This is a genomic window from Staphylococcus sp. HMSC072B07, assembly GCF_001815505.1.
GTDB lineage: Bacteria > Bacillota > Bacilli > Staphylococcales > Staphylococcaceae > Staphylococcus > Staphylococcus simulans.
On sequence record NZ_KV820899.1, the window covers coordinates 1 to 20,168 of the forward strand.

Here is a 20,168-nt window from a genome sequence, read left to right on the forward strand (position 1 = left end):
TGTTTTTTCCTTTAAGTGTTTGTTGCTCAATACCGGCGTATTTCGCACGTTTCAAATCCTCTGAAAGGTTTAATAAATATTCTACTTCTTTTTGGCTGAAATCTAATAATGTTAGGAAATGTCTGTTTCTTAAGTTTTGCATTCTACTACAACTCCTCTTTGTGATATATTACACCTTCATTATAAGTGACTTATTTTTCAAGACAATGAAATAAATATAGTTTTAAAAAACTTTACAGAACTCTAATTATTCCTAAACAATTGCGATTCTATAATTTTGAAAATTAGGCTTTAATTGTAATCTGCTTCTTGTGGTTAGAAATAAAGGTGTGAGACATTGGTTTTGATTTATTATACACTATAACGAATAAAAATGCGTAATTATTCATAAAAAAGCACACTTTTTGAAAAAGCGTGTTAGAAATGCTCCATTTTCAGAATGTGCGTAATAATATCGTCGATTTTGTGCATGACTTCGTGCGTTGTACGATCAACGATTTTATAATGCCTCGAGCTTAAATCTAAAGTACGTATTTGACCGACATCGACAGTACCCTTAATTCGATGTTCCATAGAATATAGTTCAACATCAGTAGGATATTTAACAGCTCTACTTGTAATAGGAGAAACCCATACTAAACCTGTCTTTTGATTGAATTCATTTCTGCTTAGAACCACACAAGGTCTATATTTACCTTTCTCGCGACCAAGTGTGGGATTCAGATTAACTTCTATAATTTGATATTGTTTTACCATTGCTCACGCTCCGATGCTTCGCCCCATTCATGCGTTTTGTAATCTGAGTAATCGCCGCCCTGTTGAAAGAAACGGTTCCACTCTTTAGTAAAATCTTCATGGTTTACTTTTTTTAAAACGATAGTATCGTTGATTATTTCGTGAACTAATTGATCTCCAGGTTTTAAATTTAAAGATTCTATCACAGTATCAGGCAATGTAACGGCATGACCTTGTTCAGTTTTGAAAATTCGTGCATGTTCTTCTGACATAAATAACACCTCTTCAGACTTATCATATCTTATTTAACTTAAAATCGGCAGAAATAATGTTGGATTTATTATAAAGTGTAGATTGAATCTTATTAATAATAAAGAAATAGTTTAGAATAGAAAGAAACAAGTGCTAAAGAGGAGGTGTACAAGATGTTGGGAATACTAGGTGTGTTGTGTTTTATTATATTTATAATTTACATAGCCATGTTTGTCTTTTTATGGATAAAAGGTAAGCAGAAGAAAGCAGCAGGTATCATTGCTTTAGTAGCATTTATTTTAAGTATGATGTTCTTTGGAATGTCTGAACCAGATACAAAGCCTGAAACAACGAATAATCAAACTGCAGATACAACACAAGATCAATCAAAAGACGAATCGAAAGATACACAAAAAGACAATCAGTCAGAACAACCTAAAGCAGCTCCGAAATCAGAACAAGAATCGGACAATGGCCAAAAGAAAGAAACGAGTGAACCTAAATCTGAACCGCAAACACAACCTAATGGTTTAGTTAGAGAAGAAGTTGAATTCACACGTCCTGTAGATGGAGATACAGTAAGATTGAGATATGAAGGAAAAGAATCTGCCTTCAGATTATTGTTGATTGATACACCGGAGACGAAACATCCTAGAAAAGGTGTAGAACCATATGGTAAAGAAGCGTCTGATTTTACCAAGAATATGTTGATGCATGCTTCTAAGGTTGAAGTTGAGTTTGATAAGGGCGGTAAGACAGATAAATATGGCAGATATCTAGCATATGTCTATGCCGATGGTGTGATGGTAAATGATGCATTAGTCAGACAAGGTTTAGCAAAAGTAGCTTATATTTATCCGCCAAGTGTTACGTATTTAGACCAATTACAAGAGAGTCAACGTTTAGCGCAACAGGAGCGTCTGAATATTTGGAGTGGTAATGTCCCAGAAAATAATTATCAAAGTAGCCTACCGTCAGGCTCCCAAGGATCTCAAAATCATTCACAAAACAGTGCGTCTCAAAATGGAGGAACGAAGTATTATGCTAACTGTACAGAATTGAGAAAAGACTATCCTGGAGGAGTGTCTAAAGACCATCCGGCTTATAGAGATAAAATGGATGGAGATAAAGATGGATGGGCATGTGAGATAAATTAATGGGTATGAAAAAAGTAGAATTCGTTTGAATTCACATAATAAAAATGATTGTAAAAAGTAAATGGCTATGCTATAATTCTTGATTGTGAGTAATGAAAATTATTCCTTGCTTACTCCAATTGAGAGTAAGCCGTATAGTCCACGAGGAGGTGCAGATAAAAATGAGAACATATGAAATTATGTACGTTGTTCGTCCAAACATTGAAGACGAAGCGAGAAAAGCATTAGTTGAACGTTTCAAAAATATTTTAACTAACGACGGTGCTGAAATCATTGAAGAAAAAGATTGGGGCAAACGTCGCCTTGCTTACGAAATCGACGATTTCAAAGAAGGTTTCTACAACATTGTACGTATCAACACTGAAAACAGTGAAGCTACAGATGAATTCCAACGTTTAGCAAAAATCAATGACGATATCATTCGTTATATGGTTATTCGCGAAGACGAAGATAAGTAAAAACAGAATGGGGGCGTTTAAATGATTAACAGAGTTGTATTAGTAGGCCGTTTAACTAAGGATCCTGAATACAGAACGACACCCTCAGGCGTAAGTGTAGCGACTTTTACTCTAGCGGTTAATCGTACGTTTACGAATGCGCAAGGGGAACGTGAAGCGGACTTTATTAACTGTGTTGTTTTTAGAAAACAAGCAGAAAACGTAAGCAATTACTTGTTTAAAGGAAGTCTTGCAGGCGTTGATGGTCGCTTACAATCACGCAGTTACGAAAACCAAGAAGGACGCCGTATCTTTGTTACTGAAGTTGTATGTGACAGTGTTCAATTCCTTGAACCAAAATCACAAAACCAACGTCATGGCCAACAATCTGGCGGTAATAACCAATTCCAGAGCTATGGTCAAAACTATGGTGGTCAACAACAAGGACAAAATACGTCATCTTATCAAAACAACAATTCATCCAACGCTGGTCAATCAGACAATCCATTCGCAAATACGAACGGACCTATTGACATCAGTGACGATGATTTACCATTCTAATACGTGTAATGAACGTAAAATTTGAAAATATCGATTAAAGGAGGCAGTTAACCATGGCAGGTGGACCAAGAAGAGGCGGACGTCGTCGTAAAAAAGTTTGTTACTTCACAGCAAACGGAATTACACACATCGACTATAAAGATACTGACTTATTAAAACGTTTTATCTCAGAACGCGGTAAAATTTTACCACGTCGTGTAACTGGCACTTCAGCTAAATATCAACGTATGTTGACTACAGCTATCAAACGTGCTCGTCATATGGCTTTATTACCATATGTTAAAGACGAAAACTAAGATAAAACTTATAGATAAACCCCGTAGGCATAGGCTTACGGGGTTTTTTCATGTTCAAAAATAATAATAAAGGACGAAATAAGGATAGAAAATATTAATCTAAAAGAGGTAAGATTCTCTAAAGTTTGTTTTTTTAACAGAAAAAATACGCCCGACTTCGCGAGCGTATTATAAAAGTCATTAAGTATTTATGGATTATTTTTTAGGAGCAAAAGTGTCTACTAAGTTCACGATTAACTTGATAATACCACCAATAATATCTGCGATCATCATGATAAGCAACCTCCTTTTTTTATCTTAATTTTATTCTAGATGATTTTTCTATTTCATTGCGCAAAATTCCTTAAGTCATCATTTAACCTACTTAACTGTTAAATTTTGACTCTGGAAATAACAGTTACGTTCCCTAAGTGTTCTAAAAGTATAAGTATGATGAGTTGTACACTGTGTTTATTGCGTTTATGGACGGGTAAAATATTTTTGAAATGTATCCACTACATTGGACAAGTGAATAAATGTCAAGTTGAAAAGGAGCATCTTAATATGAGTAGACAAGGATTAAATAAAAACGATAAGAATGAAACATCTCATCCAACGCACTACGAAGGATTAGATCATAGCGGTAAAAGTGAAGAACACTTTGATCTGCATAAAGCGAATGATTTATTAACAGAGTACAAAGAAAATGAAAATAAGTGGTCAAAAGAAGAACGTACTAAAGAATTAGAATTAATCGAAGATGAAATCAAAAAACAAAAAATGTTGGTTAAAGATAGAGTGAAACCAGATAGTCAACCAGAAAAAGATCGTTTAGCTAACTTATCAGATAAAGTGACTGAACAAGTATTCGGTATTTTTGAACATACAGATGATTTAGAAGAGGCTAAAAGATTTTTAGAGTCTCATTATCAACGTGGTAAAGTTGATATTGCTTATGGTCGTTCTTTCATTTTAGTTTGTGAAGATTCACTGCTTGCACAAGCAAAAAGCGAATACTCAAGCAATAAAGATAATGAAGAGTTAGTTAATTTTATCTCTGAAAAGAATATTGAATTAAGTAAAGAAATTATGTCAGATGATTACGTTCATTTATTAGAAGTAGAGCGTGAATTCTTAAAAATCTTGATGAAAAATAATCAACTTGACGAAATTTAAAAGTTAAATAAAAATGTATGAGACCTTAACCCTGTAGCATTGATGCATATCAATATTACAGGGATTTTTTTATCTGATTTTATTTTCATTAGCTATCTGTATAGGTTGAAAGGAATGTTTGGGTGTTGTTAATGTAAGAAGTACATAAAATATAATCACTTGTACACAAGAGACCGTACAAGAATGTTAAAATTAGATAACAAACAAACATTAAGTCGATAAAATTATATAAAAACATGTTATCATTACGTTAAATCTATTTGCTCAGTGTCATAATGAAGTAAAGTGAATTGAGTAAACGGCAGAGGATAACGAGATTATAGGAGTGAACACAACGTGAAGCTTTATTTGATACGGCATGGAGAATCAACCGCAAACTATGATAATCATCATGGAAATCAATACTTTACTGGACAATTAGATGTCTCTTTAACAAAAGAAGGCGTACGTTCTGCACAAGCATTAAAAACATATTTTGAAGGTATACATATAGACCATATCTACATTTCTGATTTAACCCGTACGATTCAAACATATGAAAATGGTTTTGACAGTGCGAGTCCACATACTTTTTCACCATTATTAAGAGAACGCTCTCTAGGGGAGTTTGAAGGCTATCCAAGAGAAACACTGCGTGACAATCCCGTTTATAGTCGTTATTTTGAAGATCCACGATACAGCGACTTTCGAAACAGTTTTACACAACGTGCACCTGGCGGTGAAAACTATTCAGATGTATTAGGAAGAATAGATGAATTTTTTAAAGATATATTGGATATTAAAGACGAAGTAGTAGTGATTGTGGCGCATCAAATTTGGATACGTTGCTGCTTGTATTATTTAGGTGTAATTACTGAAGAAGAATTATTCGACAAACACATTGAGAATTGTGATCCGATTCTTGTAGATACTGAAAACATATAAAAGCGGTTGAATCCTTTGTTTTGGATTCAACCGCTTAACATTTATCTTGATTGATTTTATTTTAATTTGTCGATTGCTTGAGGTAATAACTCTTCAAACAAATCAATGAAGTTTAAATAAACATCTTTATAAACGTATTCATCAATTCGGTGTGCTTGGCTTGTTTCGCCAGGACCGAACATAATAAGTGGGAAGTCTTTTCCTTTATCAAGCATTAAGTCAGCCGCATCTGTGACACCTGGTGAAGCTTGTTTAGGAATAGATTCACCTAAATATTTTTTACCGAGTGATTGTGCTAGGTCTACTACTGGATTATCACCAGTTGTGAAGACTGCAGAACGTGACATATACGTATCAATGTCTAAATCACAATCACTGTATTTTTCTTTAACATCTTTTGCGACTTGTTCGAATAAGTCTTGGTAGCCATCATTGTCTGCTTCTGGAATTGTTCTGATATTAAATTCTGCTACTGCGCGGTCAGGAATAGAGTTGACTTGTGTACCACTATTAAAGATTGTCGCATTTGCGACAGGTTCGCCTAACTCTTCATTTGTCGCAGTAATTTTAGCTTGTGCTTCATTAATGCGATGCACAAAGTCTACTAATGGATTCAACGCATTATAACCGAGTTGAGGCATAGAACTATGCACAGATGAACCTTTTGATGTGACACGGATATCCATAGAACCTTTGTGTGCATAAATAATTTTATCTTGAGATGGTTCTGAAATAAGCAATGCATCTACATCATCCATATAACCATCTTTATAGAAGGCTCTAGCTCCGTCACCTTCAATCTCTTCGCCTACTGTCGCAAGTAAACGGATTGTGCCTTCTTTTGGTAAGCCTTGGTCGTGTAATTCAATTAAACTGATCACAAATGCAGCTAAACCAGATTTCATATCTGCTGCACCACGACCGTGTAGACGTCCTTCATCATCTTCAGTTAGTTTGAAAGGTGGTGTTTGCCAATCTTCTGGGTTACCTGGTGAAACAACATCCATATGACCAGATACCCCGATAACAGGGCTGCCGCTACCAATTTCAGCTACAAGGTTTGCGCGTGTATCTGTTAATTTAATAATTTTAGCGTCGATATTATGTTTTTTGAAAAGGTCTTGCAGATACTCTGCGACGTCTAATTCATTATCGTTCACAGATTCAATACCGACTAAATCTCTTAATATATGAATACGTTCATCTGACGTTAATTTACCCATATCATCAGCTCCCTCATAAATTTTCATACAATATAAGCGTAAAATATCGGATAATAGTATTCAAACAATTCGCACTTTTGAACGTTAAAATAAATAAGCGTAAACTCGGAGGTAGACGGAAAAATAATAAATGAGTCGAAGACATTGGAGGAATCGTATTGGATAATAGAATTCAATATCAAAACGTTGCGAAAGATAAGGTTAATATTCTATACGAAATAGAAAAACAATTGAAAAAAGCGAGCATCGATCATCACTTACAAGAATTAGTGAAAATTCGTGCTTCTCAAATTAATGGCTGTGCCTTTTGTTTGGCGATGCATACAAGCGATGCACGTAAAATCGGTGTAAGTGAGGAAGAAATTTTCTTATTGAACGCATGGCATGATACGAATATATATTCTGAGAAAACGAAACTGGCTTTAGAATTAACAGAAGCTATTACTTTAATTTCACAACATGGCGTATCTGATGAGCTATATCGCCGCGTACGGGAAGTATACTCAGAAGAAGAATATACAGATTTAGTCTTTGTGATTAATCAAATCAACTTCTGGAATAGACTCTCTATTTCAATGGGTAATGAACATAATGTTTAATATCATATAAAGAAGCGCGCGAGCACTGTTTAATGAGTGTTCGCGCGCTTTTGTATGTTCAATGATTATTTATCAATCGCTTGAGTAGATAGCTTGTGTTTCTTTAAGAAAGCTTTGATTTTCTTTTGTTGTTTTAAATTTACGTCACCTGCGTAGTTTGTAGGAACATCGACGACATTGATTGTTTTTTGTGGACTATAACTCAACTCTTCTAACTGTTGATCTGCACGTGCAACTTTATAGTTAACAGCGCTGAAGTATTTATTAATACGTTCGATATCTTCTTTTTGATTAGAAGGAACTTTATTATCTTTTAAGAATGCTTCGAAATTCATTTGATTCTTCGTTGTAATGTTAGCTAATTCTCGTAAATCTGTATCTAACTGATCTGAGACTTTTTGACGACCATCATATTGTTGGTCTAGCTTATGTTGTAAGACGTATTTGTTATCAATGATATCGTTATTCGCTTCTAAGTAACGTTTTAAATAATCACGCGTTTCTTGTTCAGTTAAATCTTTACCTTTTTCAGAGGTTTTAAAGATTTCTATTTTGTGAATCGGTGTCGCATTTTTCGGCGCATATTTTGCGTGATGTTCTTGTTTTTCGTCTTTTTGTGCACAAGCTGTAAGCGTCACAGCTAACATTAATGTGAAAGCGATGATTAATAGTTGTTTTAGTTTGCTCACTTTTGTTTCTCCTTCACTGTTCTATATGATTACTTTCATTATAGCTTAACATCCTAGCATGCGTTAAGTATCTCGTTGCCATGGAGATTCCAGTCTTGAAGTGAAAGGAACATCGAGTTGATATTTCGCGATGAAATGTTGCGCAACGTGCAGCATGAGATAGCCGAATAACACAGCACCGACGGTATCAGAAAAGTAATGCGCATGAACGTAAATGCGTGAAACCATCATAATGAAAATCATCAGATACGCGATATAATGCCAATAACGTTTGCGCATTAACGTTAAGAAGACCACTGCCGCAACGACAATTGTTAACGTATGCAAACTTGGGAAACTGAATCCTGAGATATATTCCACAGGACGTGCGCGATGAATAAAGTACTTCAATCCAATTCCTAATAAAAGTGTCACAATTGCCCAAGTCATTGTTATCAATGAGAGCTTTTTATTCTTGAAGAATAAAATAATTAAAATGACAGCCATAAAACCAACTAAGTGCCATGGTTGAAATAGGTTAGAGTAGACGATTAAGAAGCGGTCCATAAATGGTACTTGATGTAAGAGTCTGACGAAGTTATAAATCGGTTCGTCTATCATAAGGATGAAGTCCAATTTCACCAGCAGCATTAAAATAATAAAAATAACGAGGGTAATGCCGATATGTTTGGTATGTAGGACCTTCATAATAAAACCTAACTTTCTTTCTTGATTTAGATAAATTATAGCTTACTGTCTCATCTTTGCCATCCTACTTTGGAATGAACTAAACCTAACGGTAGGTGATAGGTTTGATTAATCATGGGATTGAATATATTTTTCAACTTTACGCAGTATAAAGAAGAGCAGTGCTAAATATACACCGAGTTCGACTAAAATGAGCCATGCGTGGCCAAGTTTGATAAGTATAAATAAGTCGAGGACGCTTAATGGAAGACTGACGTATAAAAGACGTTTGAAGTAACGTGTTTGCAGTGACTGATAAAAGCGTTGCAGCTGTTCCCAATTGAGGTTTCTAGGAAACGTGCGGGTTCGATTCAAACCGATGAAAAGATTGTTAAAATTGACAGTAGAACGAGAAGCTTGGCTGAGATGAACTATAGAAACAAGTAATAATAACATAGACAACCAAAGCTCCTTTTCTCAGCTATATTGTAGTGAATTATATTAATTGTAACATGAATATGTATAAAAAAAGACAGACAAAGATAGCTTTCTTAAAGAAATTTATCTTTGCCTGTCTTATTAGTTATCCGTCTTAATCAAATGATAGGGAGAGATTAGTTACGGATAATATAATCAAATGCGTTCAGTGCAGCGTCTGCACCTGTACCCATTGCGATGATAATTTGTTTGAAGCGATCGTCTGTTACGTCGCCTGCCGCGAATACACCCGGCATACTTGTTTCTTGTTTACGGTCTACGATAATTTCGCCATGGTCGTTTGTGTCAATTGCACCGTGCAACCATTCAGAGTTTGGTAATAGACCGATTTGGACGAAAATACCATCTACATCAATTTGATGTGTTTCGCCAGTTTTGTTGTCTTCATATTTAAGACCGGTAACATGATCGTCACCAAGAACTTCTGAAGACTGTGCATTTTTCAAGATTGTAACGTTTGATAATTCACCTAAACGTTTTTGTAAAATCTCATCTGCACGTAAGAAGTCTTTGTATTCTACAAGTGTAACGTGTTTTACAATACCTGCTAAGTCAATAGCAGCTTCAGCACCAGAGTTGCCGCCGCCGACAACCGCAACATTTTTACCTTCGAATAAAGGTCCGTCACAGTGAGGGCAGTATGCAACACCTTTGTTGCGTAACTCGTCTTCACCTGGAATGTTCAAGTTTTTGAAGCGTGCACCTGTAGCAATAATAACTGTCTTACTTTTTAGTTTGGCATCATTTTCTAAAGTAACAACAATGCCGTCTTCAGTTTTCTCAACGTTAGAAGCACGGATACCATCCATCACATCAATATCGTATTCATTGATGTGTTGCTCTAAAGCAGATGAGAATTCTGGACCTGTTGTTTCTTTAACTGTGATAAAGTTTTCGATACCTGCAGTTTCAGTCACTTGACCACCGATACGATCTGCCACAATACCTGTACGTAAACCTTTACGTGCAGTATAGATAGCAGCTGTACCACTTGCAGGACCGCCACCGATGACTAATACATCGAATGGTTCTTTATCATTGAATTCAGCAGGGTCTGCTTGGCTGCCTAACATGTTTAAGATGTCAGAAATAGTCATGCGGCCGTTACCGAATTCTTCACCGTTTAAGAATACAGCAGGAACTGCCATAATATCTTCAGATTCTTCTCTGAAGACTGCGCCATCAATCATGGTATGCGTGATGTTAGGGTTTAACACACTCATCATGTTCAATGCTTGAACCACATCCGGACATTTTTGACAGCTTAAGCTGATAAATGTTTCGAAATGAAGTGGTCCTTCAAGCGCTTTGACTTGATCGATAACACTTTGTTCTTCTTTCGGAGGGCGTCCGCTGACTTGTAATAAAGCCAATACGAGTGAGTTGAATTCATGACCTAATGGCACACCGGCAAATACTATGCCTGTGTGCGCATCAGGAGTATCTACACTGAAACTTGGTGTACGTTTCAGTGTATCCTCTTTAACAGTGATATGCGATGACATATCAGCAATTTCATCTAACAGGTCTTTCAACTCTTTAGATTTGTCGCTGTCATCATAGCTCGCTGTTAAAACCACGTCGCCTTCCATTAATTCAAGAAGTTGAGATAATTGTGATTTTAACTCTTTATCCAGCATTTATATGAATGCCTCCTTAAATTTTACCTACTAAGTCAAGACCTGGTTGTAAAGTTTCGCCGCCTTCTTCCCATTTAGCTGGGCAAACTTCACCTGGATGTTGACGTACATATTGAGCAGCTTTAATTTTGTGAACTAAAGTGCTTGCGTCACGGCCAATACCGTCTGCGTTAATTTCTGCAGCTTGTACTACGCCATCAGGGTCAACGATGAAAGTACCACGTTGAGCTAATCCTAGTTCTTCATCTAATACATCAAAGTTACGAGTGATTGTTTGTGATGGGTCACCAATCATTGTGTATTGTAATTTGCTGATAGCATCTGAGTGGTCATGCCAAGCTTTGTGTACGAAATGAGTATCTGTTGAGATTGAGTACACATTAACACCTAATTTTTGTAATTCATCATATTGGTTTTGAACGTCTTCTAATTCAGTTGGGCAAACGAATGAGAAGTCTGCTGGGTAGAATACTAAAACGTTCCAAGAACCTTTTAATGTTTCTTCTGAAACTTCGATGAACTCATCTTTTTTAGGATCATAAGCATTTGCTGTGAATGGTAAAATTTCTTTGTTAATTAATGACATAAAATACATCCTCCTAGAAATTAAAAAGTTTTTTTGATTAGAAAGCTAATCAGGATAGCTAAATTATCCTAATTATTTATTTATAATAATTCTAATCTCCTTGATTCCTATTATCACATTATCGTCAGAAATAGTCAATACTCGTGATTGTGTAAGTGGAATAATGCATAAAACACTGTAAATACTAGTGTATTAGAAATATTAACGACTTTTAGAATGTGTGTAAAGCAAAGAAATTCATAGGAAATTAACAATTATTTCTCAATATCAATTAGAGATTAATTTTCTCAATAAAGATGACTGATTATTAATCGCAATCTCTACAATAACGTTATACCCCGTTTCTGTCTCTATAATAACAGAAAGGGGTATTGTAACTTATTATTCAAATGTGACCTCAATTGAGCCTGGGTAACTATATTCTGCACGATACGTACCTTTTTCAGCTGGAACAGGTGGAACAAATGTACCAGAAGAAACAATTTGGCCTTTAAGCAGTTGTTTATCTTGTGATGCAAGTTTTTTAACTAACCATTTTAATGCTTCAATTGGATTACCTAGTACATCTGAAGAAACACCTGTCGCAATTTCTTCATTATCTTTTGTTAATTTTAAAGTGATATTTTCAAAGTCTTCATATGAGACACGATCAGCAGCTTCACCTAATGCGACTAAACCTGAAGCTGTGTTATCAGAAATTAAGTCGCCTAAAGTGAAGTTAGGGAACCAATCTTTATAGCGTGCATCTGGTATTTCAATACCTGGCGCTACTTTAACGCTGTTTAAGATATCTTCGTCTGATGCATCGGGACTAATATCATTTAATATCACGAACACGAGCTCAGGTTCGATAAGCGGTGCGAATAATTTGGATAATTGAACTGTTTCACCTGATTTTACAACTTTATCAGATAAAATTGTTCCGTAAGCCGGCTCATCTGTATTCGCGTAAGCTTGCGTTTCTGCACTGGTCATACTTACTTTGTAGCCTGCGATTTCACTGTTGTTTGCTTGTGTCAATTCACTGATTAAAGCATCTTGGATTTGATAGGCTACCGATTCGCTGATGCCATATTTTTCTGAAACGAAGTCAATCGGTTCATGATTTTGTTGTGCTTTAAACAATGCATTTACAATTTCTTTTTTGTATTGGACCATAGGTATCTCCCCTTATTCTGAATATTACTATTATTAGAATAACTTTTATTGTCTTAACTTTCAAAGCATTAAATTTTTATGACTTATGAAAAGAGGGTAAAATAAGAGTGCTAAAATCATTTGAAAGGTAGGAATGAAAATTCTATGTCAGATGTAATCGATCAAATTATGATGAAACACCACTCTGTAAGAAAATTTAAAAATGAACCTTTAAGTAAAGAAACGGTTAAAAAGTTAGTGGAAGCAGGCCAAAGAGCTTCTACATCAAGCTACTTACAAACATATTCTATTATTGGTATTACAGACCCTGAAATTAAAAAAGCATTGAGAGAAATTTCAGGTCAACCTTATGTAGAAGAAAGCGGCTATTTATTTGTCTTTGTGATGGACTATCACCGTCAAGATTTAATCAACAATGAAGTTGAGCAAAACTTACAAAGTTCATTTGAATCTGCAGAAGGCTTACTTGTCGGTACAATTGATGTTGCGTTAGTTGCACAAAATATTTCAATTGCGGCAGAAAGCTTAGGACTTGGTATGGTTTATTTAGGTTCATTACGTAATGATGTTGCTCGCGTGAAAGAGCTATTGAACTTACCTGAATATACATTCCCATTATTCGGAATGGCACTAGGTGTTCCTGCAGATGATGAAAATGGTTCACCAAAACCACGTTTACCATTTGAAGCTGTCTTCCATGAAAATGGATACAACCAAAACGATGACGAAGAATTAGGTTATATTAAAGATTATGACAAAGAAGTCAGCGCATATTACGACAAACGTACAAATGGAGAACGTAAAGAAACTTGGTCAGAACAAATTGCACAATTCTTAACAATGAAAGAACGTGCAGATATGTTAGACGAACTGCATAAGTCAGGTTTCATTAAAAAATAAGTGTTCATTCATCAGACACTTGATTAAAAGTAGAGAAATTAAAAAATCAGCCCTATCACGCTCACTTTAATTGTGAACGCGATAGGGCTGATTTATTTTACATAAAGCCTAATATTTAACTCGTACTTATAAGAAGTTGGCCTTCTTATCTCTTAATAGTCTGTACTTAAGTCATTATATTGATTTTCATTAAATTTCTTTTTATCCAAGTTGCCAGTTAATTTAGCACTGCCGACACCTGCGAGCATAGAGTCATTGACGTTTAATGCTGTACGACCCATATCAATTAATGGTTCTACTGAAATTAGCACACCAGCTAATGCGACAGGCAAGTTCAATGTTGAAAGTACTAAGATCGCAGCGAATGTTGCGCCGCCGCCAACACCTGCAACACCAAATGAAGAAATAATAACAACCGCAATGAGTGTCACAATAAACTGCAAGTTGACTTCAACATCTGCAACCGGTGCGACCATCACTGCTAACATTGCTGGATAGATACCTGCACAACCGTTTTGGCCGATAGATAAACCGAAAGATGCTGATAAGTTCGCAATACCTTCAGGTACACCTAAACGTGATTTTTGTGTTTGTACGTTTAATGGCAGGGCACCTGCACTTGAGCGTGATGTGAATGCGAAAATTAATACTTCAGCGACTTTACGAACATAGCGCCAAGGATTCAAGCCGAGGATGCTGACAATAATTAAATGAATGATGAACATCGTAATTAAAGCCGCATATGAGGCCAATACGAACTTACCTAATGTCCATAACGCTCCGAAATCACTCGTCGCAATGGTATTTGCCATAATGGCTAAGATACCGTAAGGCGTTAAACGTAAAACGAAAGTCACAACTGACATGATTACTGAATAGATAGCTTCAATTGCACGTTTTACGATATGACCATTTTCAGGTTGTTTACGTGCGACACGTAAATATGCGAAACCGATAAATGTCGCAAAAATAACTACAGCGATTGTAGATGTTGTACGTTGACCTGTGAAATCTAAGAATGGATTTCTTGGTAATAATTCTAAGATTTGTTGGGGTAGCGTACTTGCGGTCATATCTTTTGCTTTCTGAGCAAGTTCTGTACCGCGTGATTGTTCTGCACTGCCTAAATCAATAGATGAAGCATCTAATCCGAAGACAAGTGCTGAAATAATACCAATTGTTGCTGCGATTGCAACTGTTCCAATTAGGAACACAAAGATGTAGAAACCGATTTTCGCGAATTTTTCACCTAATTGAATTTTAGTGAAAGCTGCGACAATCGAAATGAAGATCAGTGGCATAACGATCATTTGAAGTAATGCGACATAACCATTACCTACAATGCCGAACCAATCTGTTGTAGTGGTTGTGATTTTAGAACCAGCACCATAAGCCAGGTGCATAATAGCGCCAAGTACAATTCCGATACCTAGTGCGGTGAAAACACGTTTTGAGAAAGAAACGTGTTTTTTTGCCATAACAAAAAGTCCAGCGAGAAGCAGAACGAAGATGACAATATTAAGAATAGTGAAACCCAATTGAATCAAACTTCCTTTCATAAATATTTATCTTAATAGCAAAAGATAAGACTTGATTTGAATTCAAATAACTGCTCAAAGAAGGAAGTTCATTTTATGATAACTGAACTTAGCAGATATGTATCAACTTTTTTATACAACAGTATAGGATAGTTGTAAAGTCCGTTTAAATACATAGTAAATATATCGTATATATAAGAAAGGGTCAATGGCGGTTTTTAACTGTTTCTTTAAAAATACTGTGAACAAAATAAAAAAATCCAACCCGAATTATCGGATTGGATTTGAATAGTGTTTAATTTACATACCGAATAAACGTGCGAAGAAACCTTTTTTCTCTTCTTTCTTATGATGTGGAACAGTAGGTTCATGTTGATTGTCAATCGGTATTTCTGGTTCAGGTGTTGTTGAATTTGGTGTACCTTGAACTTCTGTCTCAGGTGTTTCATTTTCTGATTTAGTTGTTTCAGATGCATCAACTTCTGGTTGTTCTGAAGTACTTTCAGATTTAACTGGTTCTGTTTGTGTCGGTTGTTCAGTTTCAGCTGATGCTGTGGCACCTTTATAATCAGAAAGCGGTGTTTCTGTAGTTTTTTGAGTTTGTTCTTCTGAAGATGTTGTTTCAGTTTTAACTTCTTCTGTTGAAGGTTTAGTTTCTTTGACTTCAGCAGTCTTAGCCACTTGTTCCTCTGCTTTAGGTTCAGTTTTAGTTTCAACAGTAGGTTGTGGTTGTGCTAAAACTTTTTCAGTATGAGATTTCATAGCTTCAGTGTTATCTTGAACTGCTTTTGCTTGATCTTTTTGTGCTGTTTCAATCGCTTTAAGTGTTTTTTCGTGTTGATCAAGCTTATCTGTCATTTGTTGTTGTAAAGTTTGTAAATCTTTTTGTTGTTGGTGCACTTGAGAAATCATTTGGCCTAGCATTTGACGTTCTTCACGCATCTTAGTGATGTCGTTATGTAAGTCACTTAATAATTTTGCGAAGTTTTGATCGCTAGGAAGTTGATTTTGATCATCCTCTTTAACAACAATTTGTAAGAAATCATTTTCTTTCTCTAATTCTTCGAAAGCTAAGTCGTAACTATTTGTTTGCTTAACTTTATCCGCAATCTCTCTGAATAACTCGATGTCTTCTTCTTGGAAGTCAGTTGCTTCACGACCACGGTATTCTGTTTTCTTTAAATGGTAACCGCGTTCTTCTAAATGTTGTACGATTTTACGTACTTGTTTCTCACTTAATTCGACGCGTTGGGCGAATTCTTTTGTTAGCATCTGATCTATATCCTTTCACTCTATGATTTTAAGTGGGACGTATGTCTTACGTCACACAAACGTTAGTCTAACCTCTATGTTAGTTTAACCCGATTTCCTTTTGATTTCAAGGGTTCTCACGATTTTCGAAGATCCATTTGTTCAAGTAGCGGATAAACGGTTTTGCGTGAAAGGTGATTTGCGAAAACATATTTTAAAATATAACAAGATTTAACACTAGTACCGTAAATGTCTTTAGTCAACGGAATGCGTGTGTGCAAGAATAATTTCAATGGAATTGGTTCGCCGCCTGGCTCTATAGCAGGACGAATATAATCGATTTCTCTTTGTTCTTCAAAGCCATGTTCTTTTAAGAAAAGGTGACGTTGCATAAGCAGATCTGCATCAGGTTCATCTAAAGAATCCGGAATCGGTAATGCTTCCATCATAAAGAAATTTACATCGCGGTCATGCACACGGTTGGCTAGATTATCCAATCCTTCTTGGAGCTTCTCTAATGTTTCAGTTAAATAACGTTCTCTTTCTGGTGTGTCTACAGCAACTAGATACATAATAAATGCTGCATTTGTAGTAGCTTCGTAGTGGCCCGTGGCAAAACTGACAACTTCATCGTTATCTAAACCGACTAAGAAGACGTAATCATTTTGGGTGCGTTTATTTTCAAGTGATTGTTTGAATACATGGTGTTTTTGTGACACATTTCCGAATTGATAGTTATCAAAGAGATTTAAAGCTGCCTCATACAATGGATCGGATGTTTGTTTCACTAATTTAAAGTCCATAGCGCTGCCCTCCCATTTTTCTTTTGATTATAGCATATTGATACACTGGGCTTATATGTAAATAAAAAAAAATCAGCAGACTAAGCTGCTGATTATCATGAATGCAAATTAAATTTCATATTCTTTATCGTGTTTATCTTTTTTTGGTTTCGTATTCGTCTTTGAACTCTTTTCGGCTGATATCATGTTTATCAGCAAGCACAACGATATTACCATTAAGTAATTCGCGTTTTAGAATTTGACGTTCTGTGTCTGATAAGTCGTATTGTAATAAGACTGCTTGTTCACCGTCTTCCCCAGTTAGAAGGCGAGCAATTCTGTCACTGAACGTTCCGCTTGTAGATTGCACTGTCATGTCCGTGCTTGCTATACTGCCAAGGTTTAATTTGTTTTTGCTGATAACTGAAATCTCGTCTTTGGTATACCCCTCATCTAATCTGCGTTTTAAAGTATCAAAAATTTCGTCTTGTGATGTAAGTACAGTAATGTTTGCCATGTTAAAGCTCCCCCTCTGTGAAATATGTTTAATGTTATAATGTATACCCTTTTTTTATATAATTGAACCATCTAAATTATACTATTATACGGCTAAGCTATCAAATAAATATAAGAAAATTCACACTATTATCAACGCAAGGACGTATTTTCTTCGATGCACAATTAGATTTTATGGAAATATGATGAATTAAGTTTCAGTTATTGAAATAAAGCTTGAAATTTGATATTATCATTAAATAATTTACCTTACTCATATAATCTAGAGAATTAGGCTTTAGAAGTTTCTACCATGTCGCCTTAACGACATGACTATGAGTCACTGATACAATACAACACAATGGTGCTTTCAAAACAAACGGGTAGACACGTGTTCATTCTACAATATAAGTTGAGGACTATTTGGGAGATGGGACTTATATTTTAGTGTTCACAAACATCGAGCGATTAAGTTTTGAAACGCGGAGAACAATAACAGCTTCTCAAACCGTCATTTATAAGTTGCTTTGGCAACACGCTTGAAGGGGTTGAACTTGCGTTAACCACAGAAGGCGTCAACAAGAATGGTCTTATATCTAATAAATATAAGATGATTTAAATTGACCTCCTGACTCCAAAGTGAACTTCATATTGATAATGATGTGTATTGCCTGTGCCACTCATAGATCCTGAAACTCATAGAGTAGTTTGGGATTTTTTTTATACACAAATTTAGGAGGTTTGTTGACGTGGAAGCGTTGAAAAAGAAGGTTAAAGAAGACGGCGTCGTCATTGGCGAAAAAATCTTGAAGGTAGATGGGTTTTTAAACCATCAAATTGATGCAGTGTTAATGTATGACATTGGCGAAACATTTTATGAACAGTTTAAAGATCAAGGCATCACTAAAATCTTAACTGTTGAAGCATCAGGCATTGCGCCAGCTATTATGGCAGCATATCGTTTTGAAGTACCATGTCTTTTTGCGAAGAAGGCTAAGCCAAGTACTTTGGCAGATGGATTTTATCAGACAGATATTCATTCGTTTACGAAAAACAAGACGAATCGTGTCATTATCTCTGAAGAATTTTTAGGAGAAAATGATCGTGTATTGATTATCGATGACTTTTTAGCGAATGGAGATGCGGCACTTGGTTTGAATCGTTTAGTTGAACAAGCAGGTGCAGAAACAGTCGGTATCGGTATTGTCGTGGAAAAAAGTTTCCAACAAGGCCGTAAACGATTAGAAGAAGCTGGCTTAAAAGTTTCTTCGCTTTGCCAAGTCGCATCGCTTCAAGGCAACCAAGTAACTTTAGTAGGTGAAGGTGAAGAGAACGCATGAAGAATTTCATCTTGAGTCTACAACATTTACTTGCAATGTATGCAGGTGCTATACTTGTTCCAATTATCGTCGGGACGAGTTTGAAATTCACACCAGAACAAATCGCGTACCTTGTAACAGTCGATATCTTCATGTGTGGGGTAGCCACATTTTTAGAAGCGAATAGAGTAACGGGTACAGGTTTACCGATTGTTTTAGGGTGTACCTTTACTGCGGTTGCACCGATGATATTAATCGGCCAGACCAAAGGTTTGGACGTATTATACGGGTCACTCTTTGTATCAGGGATTTTAGTGGTCTTAATTGCACCTGTCTTTTCTTACGTTGTTAAATTCTTCCCACCTGTCGTAACAGGTAGTGTGGTAACGATCATCGGGATTAATTTAATGCCGGTTGCTATGAACTATGTAGCAGGTGGACAAGGGGCAAAAGACTACGGCGATATGAAAAATATCATTTTAGGTTTTTCAACGTTGTTGATTATCTTGCTTTTACAACGTTTTACACATGGTTTCTTAAAGTCTATTGCAATCTTAATCGGGTTGATTGCAGGAACTTTGCTCGCTGGTGCTTTTGGTGTTGTCGACTTGAATCAAGTTGGAACAGCACATTGGTTCGAGTTCCCGAAACCATTCAGATTCTCAGGCTTTGCGTTTGATATCGGTGCGATTTTAGTATTCTTTATCGTCGCATTAGTCAGCTTGATTGAATCAACAGGTGTATACACAGCGTTAAGTAAAATCACAGGAAGAACTTTGACGCGTAACGACTACCGCAAAGGTTACACTGCGGAAGGGCTTGCGATTGTGATTGGTTCTATCTTCAACGCATTTCCATATACTGCATATTCTCAAAATGTCGGTTTGGTTTCACTTTCTGGCGTGAAAAAGAATAATATCATCTATGGAATGGTCATCTTACTCTTAATTTGCGGTTGTATTCCAAAGTTAGGCGCGTTAGCAAATATTATTCCATTACCTGTACTCGGCGGGGCGATGATCGCGATGTTCGGTATGGTAATGGCTTATGGTGTCAGTATCTTAGGCAGTATCGATTTCAAGAAGCAGAATAACTTGTTAGTTATTGCTGTGGCTGTCGGTTTAGGAACAGGTATCAGTGCTGTTCCGGAAGCATTTAAAGCAATGGGCGAACAATTCGCTTGGTTAACACAAAATGGAATTGTACTAGGTGCTATCTCAGCAATCGTACTTAATTTCTTTTTTAACGGCTTAAAGTATCAACAAAACGAAGAAAATGTGAAATAATGTAATTAAAACAAATAATGG

The 20,168-nt window shown here is 36.0% G+C and carries 23 protein-coding genes, 1 pseudogene and 1 riboswitch; of the genes and pseudogenes, 10 read left to right on the forward strand and 14 right to left on the reverse strand.

The window, feature by feature from the left end; all coding sequences use genetic code 11:
• The 3 genes and pseudogenes from HMPREF3031_RS12940 to HMPREF3031_RS02045 form a co-directional block, all read right to left on the reverse strand.
• Window positions 1-142: pseudogene (locus HMPREF3031_RS12940) on the reverse strand (ornithine carbamoyltransferase subunit F); the annotation flags it as partial.
• Between the two features lie 275 nt (window positions 143-417).
• Entirely contained in the window at window positions 418-756 is a 339-nt protein-coding gene (locus tag HMPREF3031_RS02040; RefSeq protein WP_002480319.1) for a type II toxin-antitoxin system PemK/MazF family toxin, read from the reverse strand.
• Window positions 750-1,007 carry an AbrB/MazE/SpoVT family DNA-binding domain-containing protein gene (locus HMPREF3031_RS02045; RefSeq protein WP_002480320.1) on the reverse strand — a complete coding sequence of 86 codons (258 nt, stop codon included), beginning with the start codon at window positions 1,005-1,007 and terminating at the stop codon, window positions 750-752. The genes HMPREF3031_RS02040 and HMPREF3031_RS02045 overlap by 7 nt, the downstream gene beginning before the upstream one ends.
• A 153-nt stretch (window positions 1,008-1,160) precedes the next feature.
• Between HMPREF3031_RS02045 and HMPREF3031_RS02050 the strand changes: the two genes are divergently transcribed.
• The 6 genes from HMPREF3031_RS02050 to HMPREF3031_RS02075 all read left to right on the forward strand — a co-directional run bounded on the left by HMPREF3031_RS02050 (window position 1,161) and on the right by HMPREF3031_RS02075 (window position 5,517).
• The gene (locus tag HMPREF3031_RS02050; RefSeq protein WP_070684289.1) at window positions 1,161-2,144 is read left to right on the forward strand and encodes a thermonuclease family protein; all 984 of its coding nucleotides are present in this window, start codon (window positions 1,161-1,163) and stop codon (window positions 2,142-2,144) included.
• 161 nt (window positions 2,145-2,305) lie between these two features.
• Window positions 2,306-2,602, forward strand: a complete 297-nt coding sequence (gene rpsF / locus HMPREF3031_RS02055; protein WP_002480322.1) for a 30S ribosomal protein S6 — start codon at window positions 2,306-2,308, stop codon at window positions 2,600-2,602.
• Window positions 2,603-2,623: 21 nt separating this feature from the next.
• The gene (gene ssb, locus HMPREF3031_RS02060) at window positions 2,624-3,142 is read left to right on the forward strand and encodes a single-stranded DNA-binding protein (RefSeq protein ID WP_002480323.1); all 519 of its coding nucleotides are present in this window, start codon (window positions 2,624-2,626) and stop codon (window positions 3,140-3,142) included.
• Window positions 3,143-3,195: 53 nt separating this feature from the next.
• A complete protein-coding gene (gene rpsR / locus HMPREF3031_RS02065; protein ID WP_002480324.1) occupies window positions 3,196-3,438 on the forward strand; it encodes a 30S ribosomal protein S18 in 243 nt (80 codons plus the stop codon).
• 543 nt (window positions 3,439-3,981) lie between these two features.
• Window positions 3,982-4,593, forward strand: coding sequence for a hypothetical protein (locus HMPREF3031_RS02070; RefSeq protein ID WP_002480325.1), 612 nt, complete (start codon window positions 3,982-3,984; stop codon window positions 4,591-4,593).
• Between the two features lie 336 nt (window positions 4,594-4,929).
• On the forward strand, window positions 4,930-5,517 hold the full coding sequence (locus HMPREF3031_RS02075; protein ID WP_002480326.1) for a histidine phosphatase family protein: 588 nt from the start codon (window positions 4,930-4,932) through the stop codon (window positions 5,515-5,517).
• 56 nt (window positions 5,518-5,573) lie between these two features.
• Here HMPREF3031_RS02075 and HMPREF3031_RS02080 read toward each other — a convergent pair whose 3' ends face one another.
• The gene (locus tag HMPREF3031_RS02080; protein WP_002480327.1) at window positions 5,574-6,740 is read right to left on the reverse strand and encodes an ArgE/DapE family deacylase; all 1,167 of its coding nucleotides are present in this window, start codon (window positions 6,738-6,740) and stop codon (window positions 5,574-5,576) included.
• 158 nt (window positions 6,741-6,898) lie between these two features.
• Between HMPREF3031_RS02080 and HMPREF3031_RS02085 the strand changes: the two genes are divergently transcribed.
• Window positions 6,899-7,339, forward strand: a complete 441-nt coding sequence (locus HMPREF3031_RS02085) for a carboxymuconolactone decarboxylase family protein (RefSeq protein ID WP_002480328.1) — start codon at window positions 6,899-6,901, stop codon at window positions 7,337-7,339.
• A 65-nt stretch (window positions 7,340-7,404) separates the two neighbouring features.
• Here HMPREF3031_RS02085 and HMPREF3031_RS02090 read toward each other — a convergent pair whose 3' ends face one another.
• The 6 genes from HMPREF3031_RS02090 to HMPREF3031_RS02115 form a co-directional block, all read right to left on the reverse strand.
• On the reverse strand, window positions 7,405-8,028 hold the full coding sequence (locus HMPREF3031_RS02090; protein WP_002480329.1) for an NDxxF motif lipoprotein: 624 nt from the start codon (window positions 8,026-8,028) through the stop codon (window positions 7,405-7,407).
• Between the two features lie 63 nt (window positions 8,029-8,091).
• Window positions 8,092-8,628, reverse strand: a complete 537-nt coding sequence (locus HMPREF3031_RS02095) for a phosphatase PAP2 family protein (protein WP_023014895.1) — start codon at window positions 8,626-8,628, stop codon at window positions 8,092-8,094.
• A 195-nt stretch (window positions 8,629-8,823) separates the two neighbouring features.
• Window positions 8,824-9,150, reverse strand: coding sequence for a hypothetical protein (locus tag HMPREF3031_RS02100; RefSeq protein WP_002480331.1), 327 nt, complete (start codon window positions 9,148-9,150; stop codon window positions 8,824-8,826).
• 158 nt (window positions 9,151-9,308) lie between these two features.
• Window positions 9,309-10,832: an alkyl hydroperoxide reductase subunit F gene (gene ahpF / locus HMPREF3031_RS02105; RefSeq protein ID WP_002480332.1), complete on the reverse strand. Its 1,524-nt coding sequence runs from the start codon at window positions 10,830-10,832 to the stop codon at window positions 9,309-9,311.
• A gap of 16 nt (window positions 10,833-10,848) precedes the next feature.
• Entirely contained in the window at window positions 10,849-11,418 is a 570-nt protein-coding gene (gene ahpC / locus HMPREF3031_RS02110) for an alkyl hydroperoxide reductase subunit C (protein WP_002480333.1), read from the reverse strand.
• Window positions 11,419-11,799: 381 nt separating this feature from the next.
• Window positions 11,800-12,576, reverse strand: coding sequence for a 2-keto-4-pentenoate hydratase (locus HMPREF3031_RS02115; protein ID WP_002480334.1), 777 nt, complete (start codon window positions 12,574-12,576; stop codon window positions 11,800-11,802).
• Window positions 12,577-12,720: 144 nt separating this feature from the next.
• Between HMPREF3031_RS02115 and nfsA the strand changes: the two genes are divergently transcribed.
• Entirely contained in the window at window positions 12,721-13,476 is a 756-nt protein-coding gene (gene nfsA / locus HMPREF3031_RS02120; RefSeq protein WP_002480335.1) for an oxygen-insensitive NADPH nitroreductase, read from the forward strand.
• A gap of 152 nt (window positions 13,477-13,628) precedes the next feature.
• Here nfsA and HMPREF3031_RS02125 read toward each other — a convergent pair whose 3' ends face one another.
• From HMPREF3031_RS02125 to HMPREF3031_RS02140, 4 genes are all read right to left on the reverse strand, one after another.
• A complete protein-coding gene (locus tag HMPREF3031_RS02125) occupies window positions 13,629-14,954 on the reverse strand; it encodes an L-cystine transporter (RefSeq protein ID WP_371099726.1) in 1,326 nt (441 codons plus the stop codon).
• A gap of 360 nt (window positions 14,955-15,314) precedes the next feature.
• Complete coding sequence (locus HMPREF3031_RS02130; RefSeq protein ID WP_002480337.1) at window positions 15,315-16,286, reverse strand: hypothetical protein; 972 nt, start codon at window positions 16,284-16,286, stop codon at window positions 15,315-15,317.
• A 116-nt stretch (window positions 16,287-16,402) separates the two neighbouring features.
• Entirely contained in the window at window positions 16,403-17,068 is a 666-nt protein-coding gene (locus HMPREF3031_RS02135; protein WP_002480338.1) for a hypothetical protein, read from the reverse strand.
• Window positions 17,069-17,201: 133 nt separating this feature from the next.
• Window positions 17,202-17,564, reverse strand: a complete 363-nt coding sequence (locus HMPREF3031_RS02140; protein ID WP_070724570.1) for a general stress protein — start codon at window positions 17,562-17,564, stop codon at window positions 17,202-17,204.
• 232 nt (window positions 17,565-17,796) lie between these two features.
• Window positions 17,797-17,898, forward strand: a riboswitch (purine riboswitch).
• Window positions 17,899-18,291: 393 nt separating this feature from the next.
• Here HMPREF3031_RS02140 and xpt point away from each other — a divergent pair.
• Window positions 18,292-18,882, forward strand: a complete 591-nt coding sequence (gene xpt, locus HMPREF3031_RS02145) for a xanthine phosphoribosyltransferase (protein ID WP_002480340.1) — start codon at window positions 18,292-18,294, stop codon at window positions 18,880-18,882.
• Window positions 18,879-20,147, forward strand: coding sequence for a xanthine permease PbuX (pbuX, locus tag HMPREF3031_RS02150; RefSeq protein WP_070724571.1), 1,269 nt, complete (start codon window positions 18,879-18,881; stop codon window positions 20,145-20,147). Before xpt ends, pbuX begins: the two co-directional genes overlap by 4 nt.
• The last annotated feature ends 21 nt before the right edge of the window (window positions 20,148-20,168 follow it).

Coding starts and splice junctions, on each gene's coding strand:
- ahpC (WP_002480333.1), bottom strand. CDS start 11,418: ATGTCATTAATTAACAAAGAAATTTTACCATTCACAGCAAATGCTTAT.
- HMPREF3031_RS02135 (WP_002480338.1), bottom strand. CDS start 17,068: ATGGACTTTAAATTAGTGAAACAAACATCCGATCCATTGTATGAGGCA.
- HMPREF3031_RS02115 (WP_002480334.1), bottom strand. CDS start 12,576: ATGGTCCAATACAAAAAAGAAATTGTAAATGCATTGTTTAAAGCACAA.
- HMPREF3031_RS02050 (WP_070684289.1), top strand. CDS start 1,161: ATGTTGGGAATACTAGGTGTGTTGTGTTTTATTATATTTATAATTTAC.
- HMPREF3031_RS02095 (WP_023014895.1), bottom strand. CDS start 8,628: ATGATAGACGAACCGATTTATAACTTCGTCAGACTCTTACATCAAGTA.
- rpsF (WP_002480322.1), top strand. CDS start 2,306: ATGAGAACATATGAAATTATGTACGTTGTTCGTCCAAACATTGAAGAC.
- nfsA (WP_002480335.1), top strand. CDS start 12,721: ATGTCAGATGTAATCGATCAAATTATGATGAAACACCACTCTGTAAGA.
- ahpF (WP_002480332.1), bottom strand. CDS start 10,832: ATGCTGGATAAAGAGTTAAAATCACAATTATCTCAACTTCTTGAATTA.
- HMPREF3031_RS02045 (WP_002480320.1), bottom strand. CDS start 1,007: ATGTCAGAAGAACATGCACGAATTTTCAAAACTGAACAAGGTCATGCC.
- HMPREF3031_RS02130 (WP_002480337.1), bottom strand. CDS start 16,286: ATGCTAACAAAAGAATTCGCCCAACGCGTCGAATTAAGTGAGAAACAA.
- HMPREF3031_RS02140 (WP_070724570.1), bottom strand. CDS start 17,564: ATGGCAAACATTACTGTACTTACATCACAAGACGAAATTTTTGATACT.
- HMPREF3031_RS02100 (WP_002480331.1), bottom strand. CDS start 9,150: ATGTTATTATTACTTGTTTCTATAGTTCATCTCAGCCAAGCTTCTCGT.
- pbuX (WP_070724571.1), top strand. CDS start 18,879: ATGAAGAATTTCATCTTGAGTCTACAACATTTACTTGCAATGTATGCA.
- HMPREF3031_RS02080 (WP_002480327.1), bottom strand. CDS start 6,740: ATGGGTAAATTAACGTCAGATGAACGTATTCATATATTAAGAGATTTA.
- ssb (WP_002480323.1), top strand. CDS start 2,624: ATGATTAACAGAGTTGTATTAGTAGGCCGTTTAACTAAGGATCCTGAA.
- HMPREF3031_RS02040 (WP_002480319.1), bottom strand. CDS start 756: ATGGTAAAACAATATCAAATTATAGAAGTTAATCTGAATCCCACACTT.
- HMPREF3031_RS02070 (WP_002480325.1), top strand. CDS start 3,982: ATGAGTAGACAAGGATTAAATAAAAACGATAAGAATGAAACATCTCAT.
- rpsR (WP_002480324.1), top strand. CDS start 3,196: ATGGCAGGTGGACCAAGAAGAGGCGGACGTCGTCGTAAAAAAGTTTGT.
- HMPREF3031_RS02125 (WP_371099726.1), bottom strand. CDS start 14,954: ATGGCAAAAAAACACGTTTCTTTCTCAAAACGTGTTTTCACCGCACTA.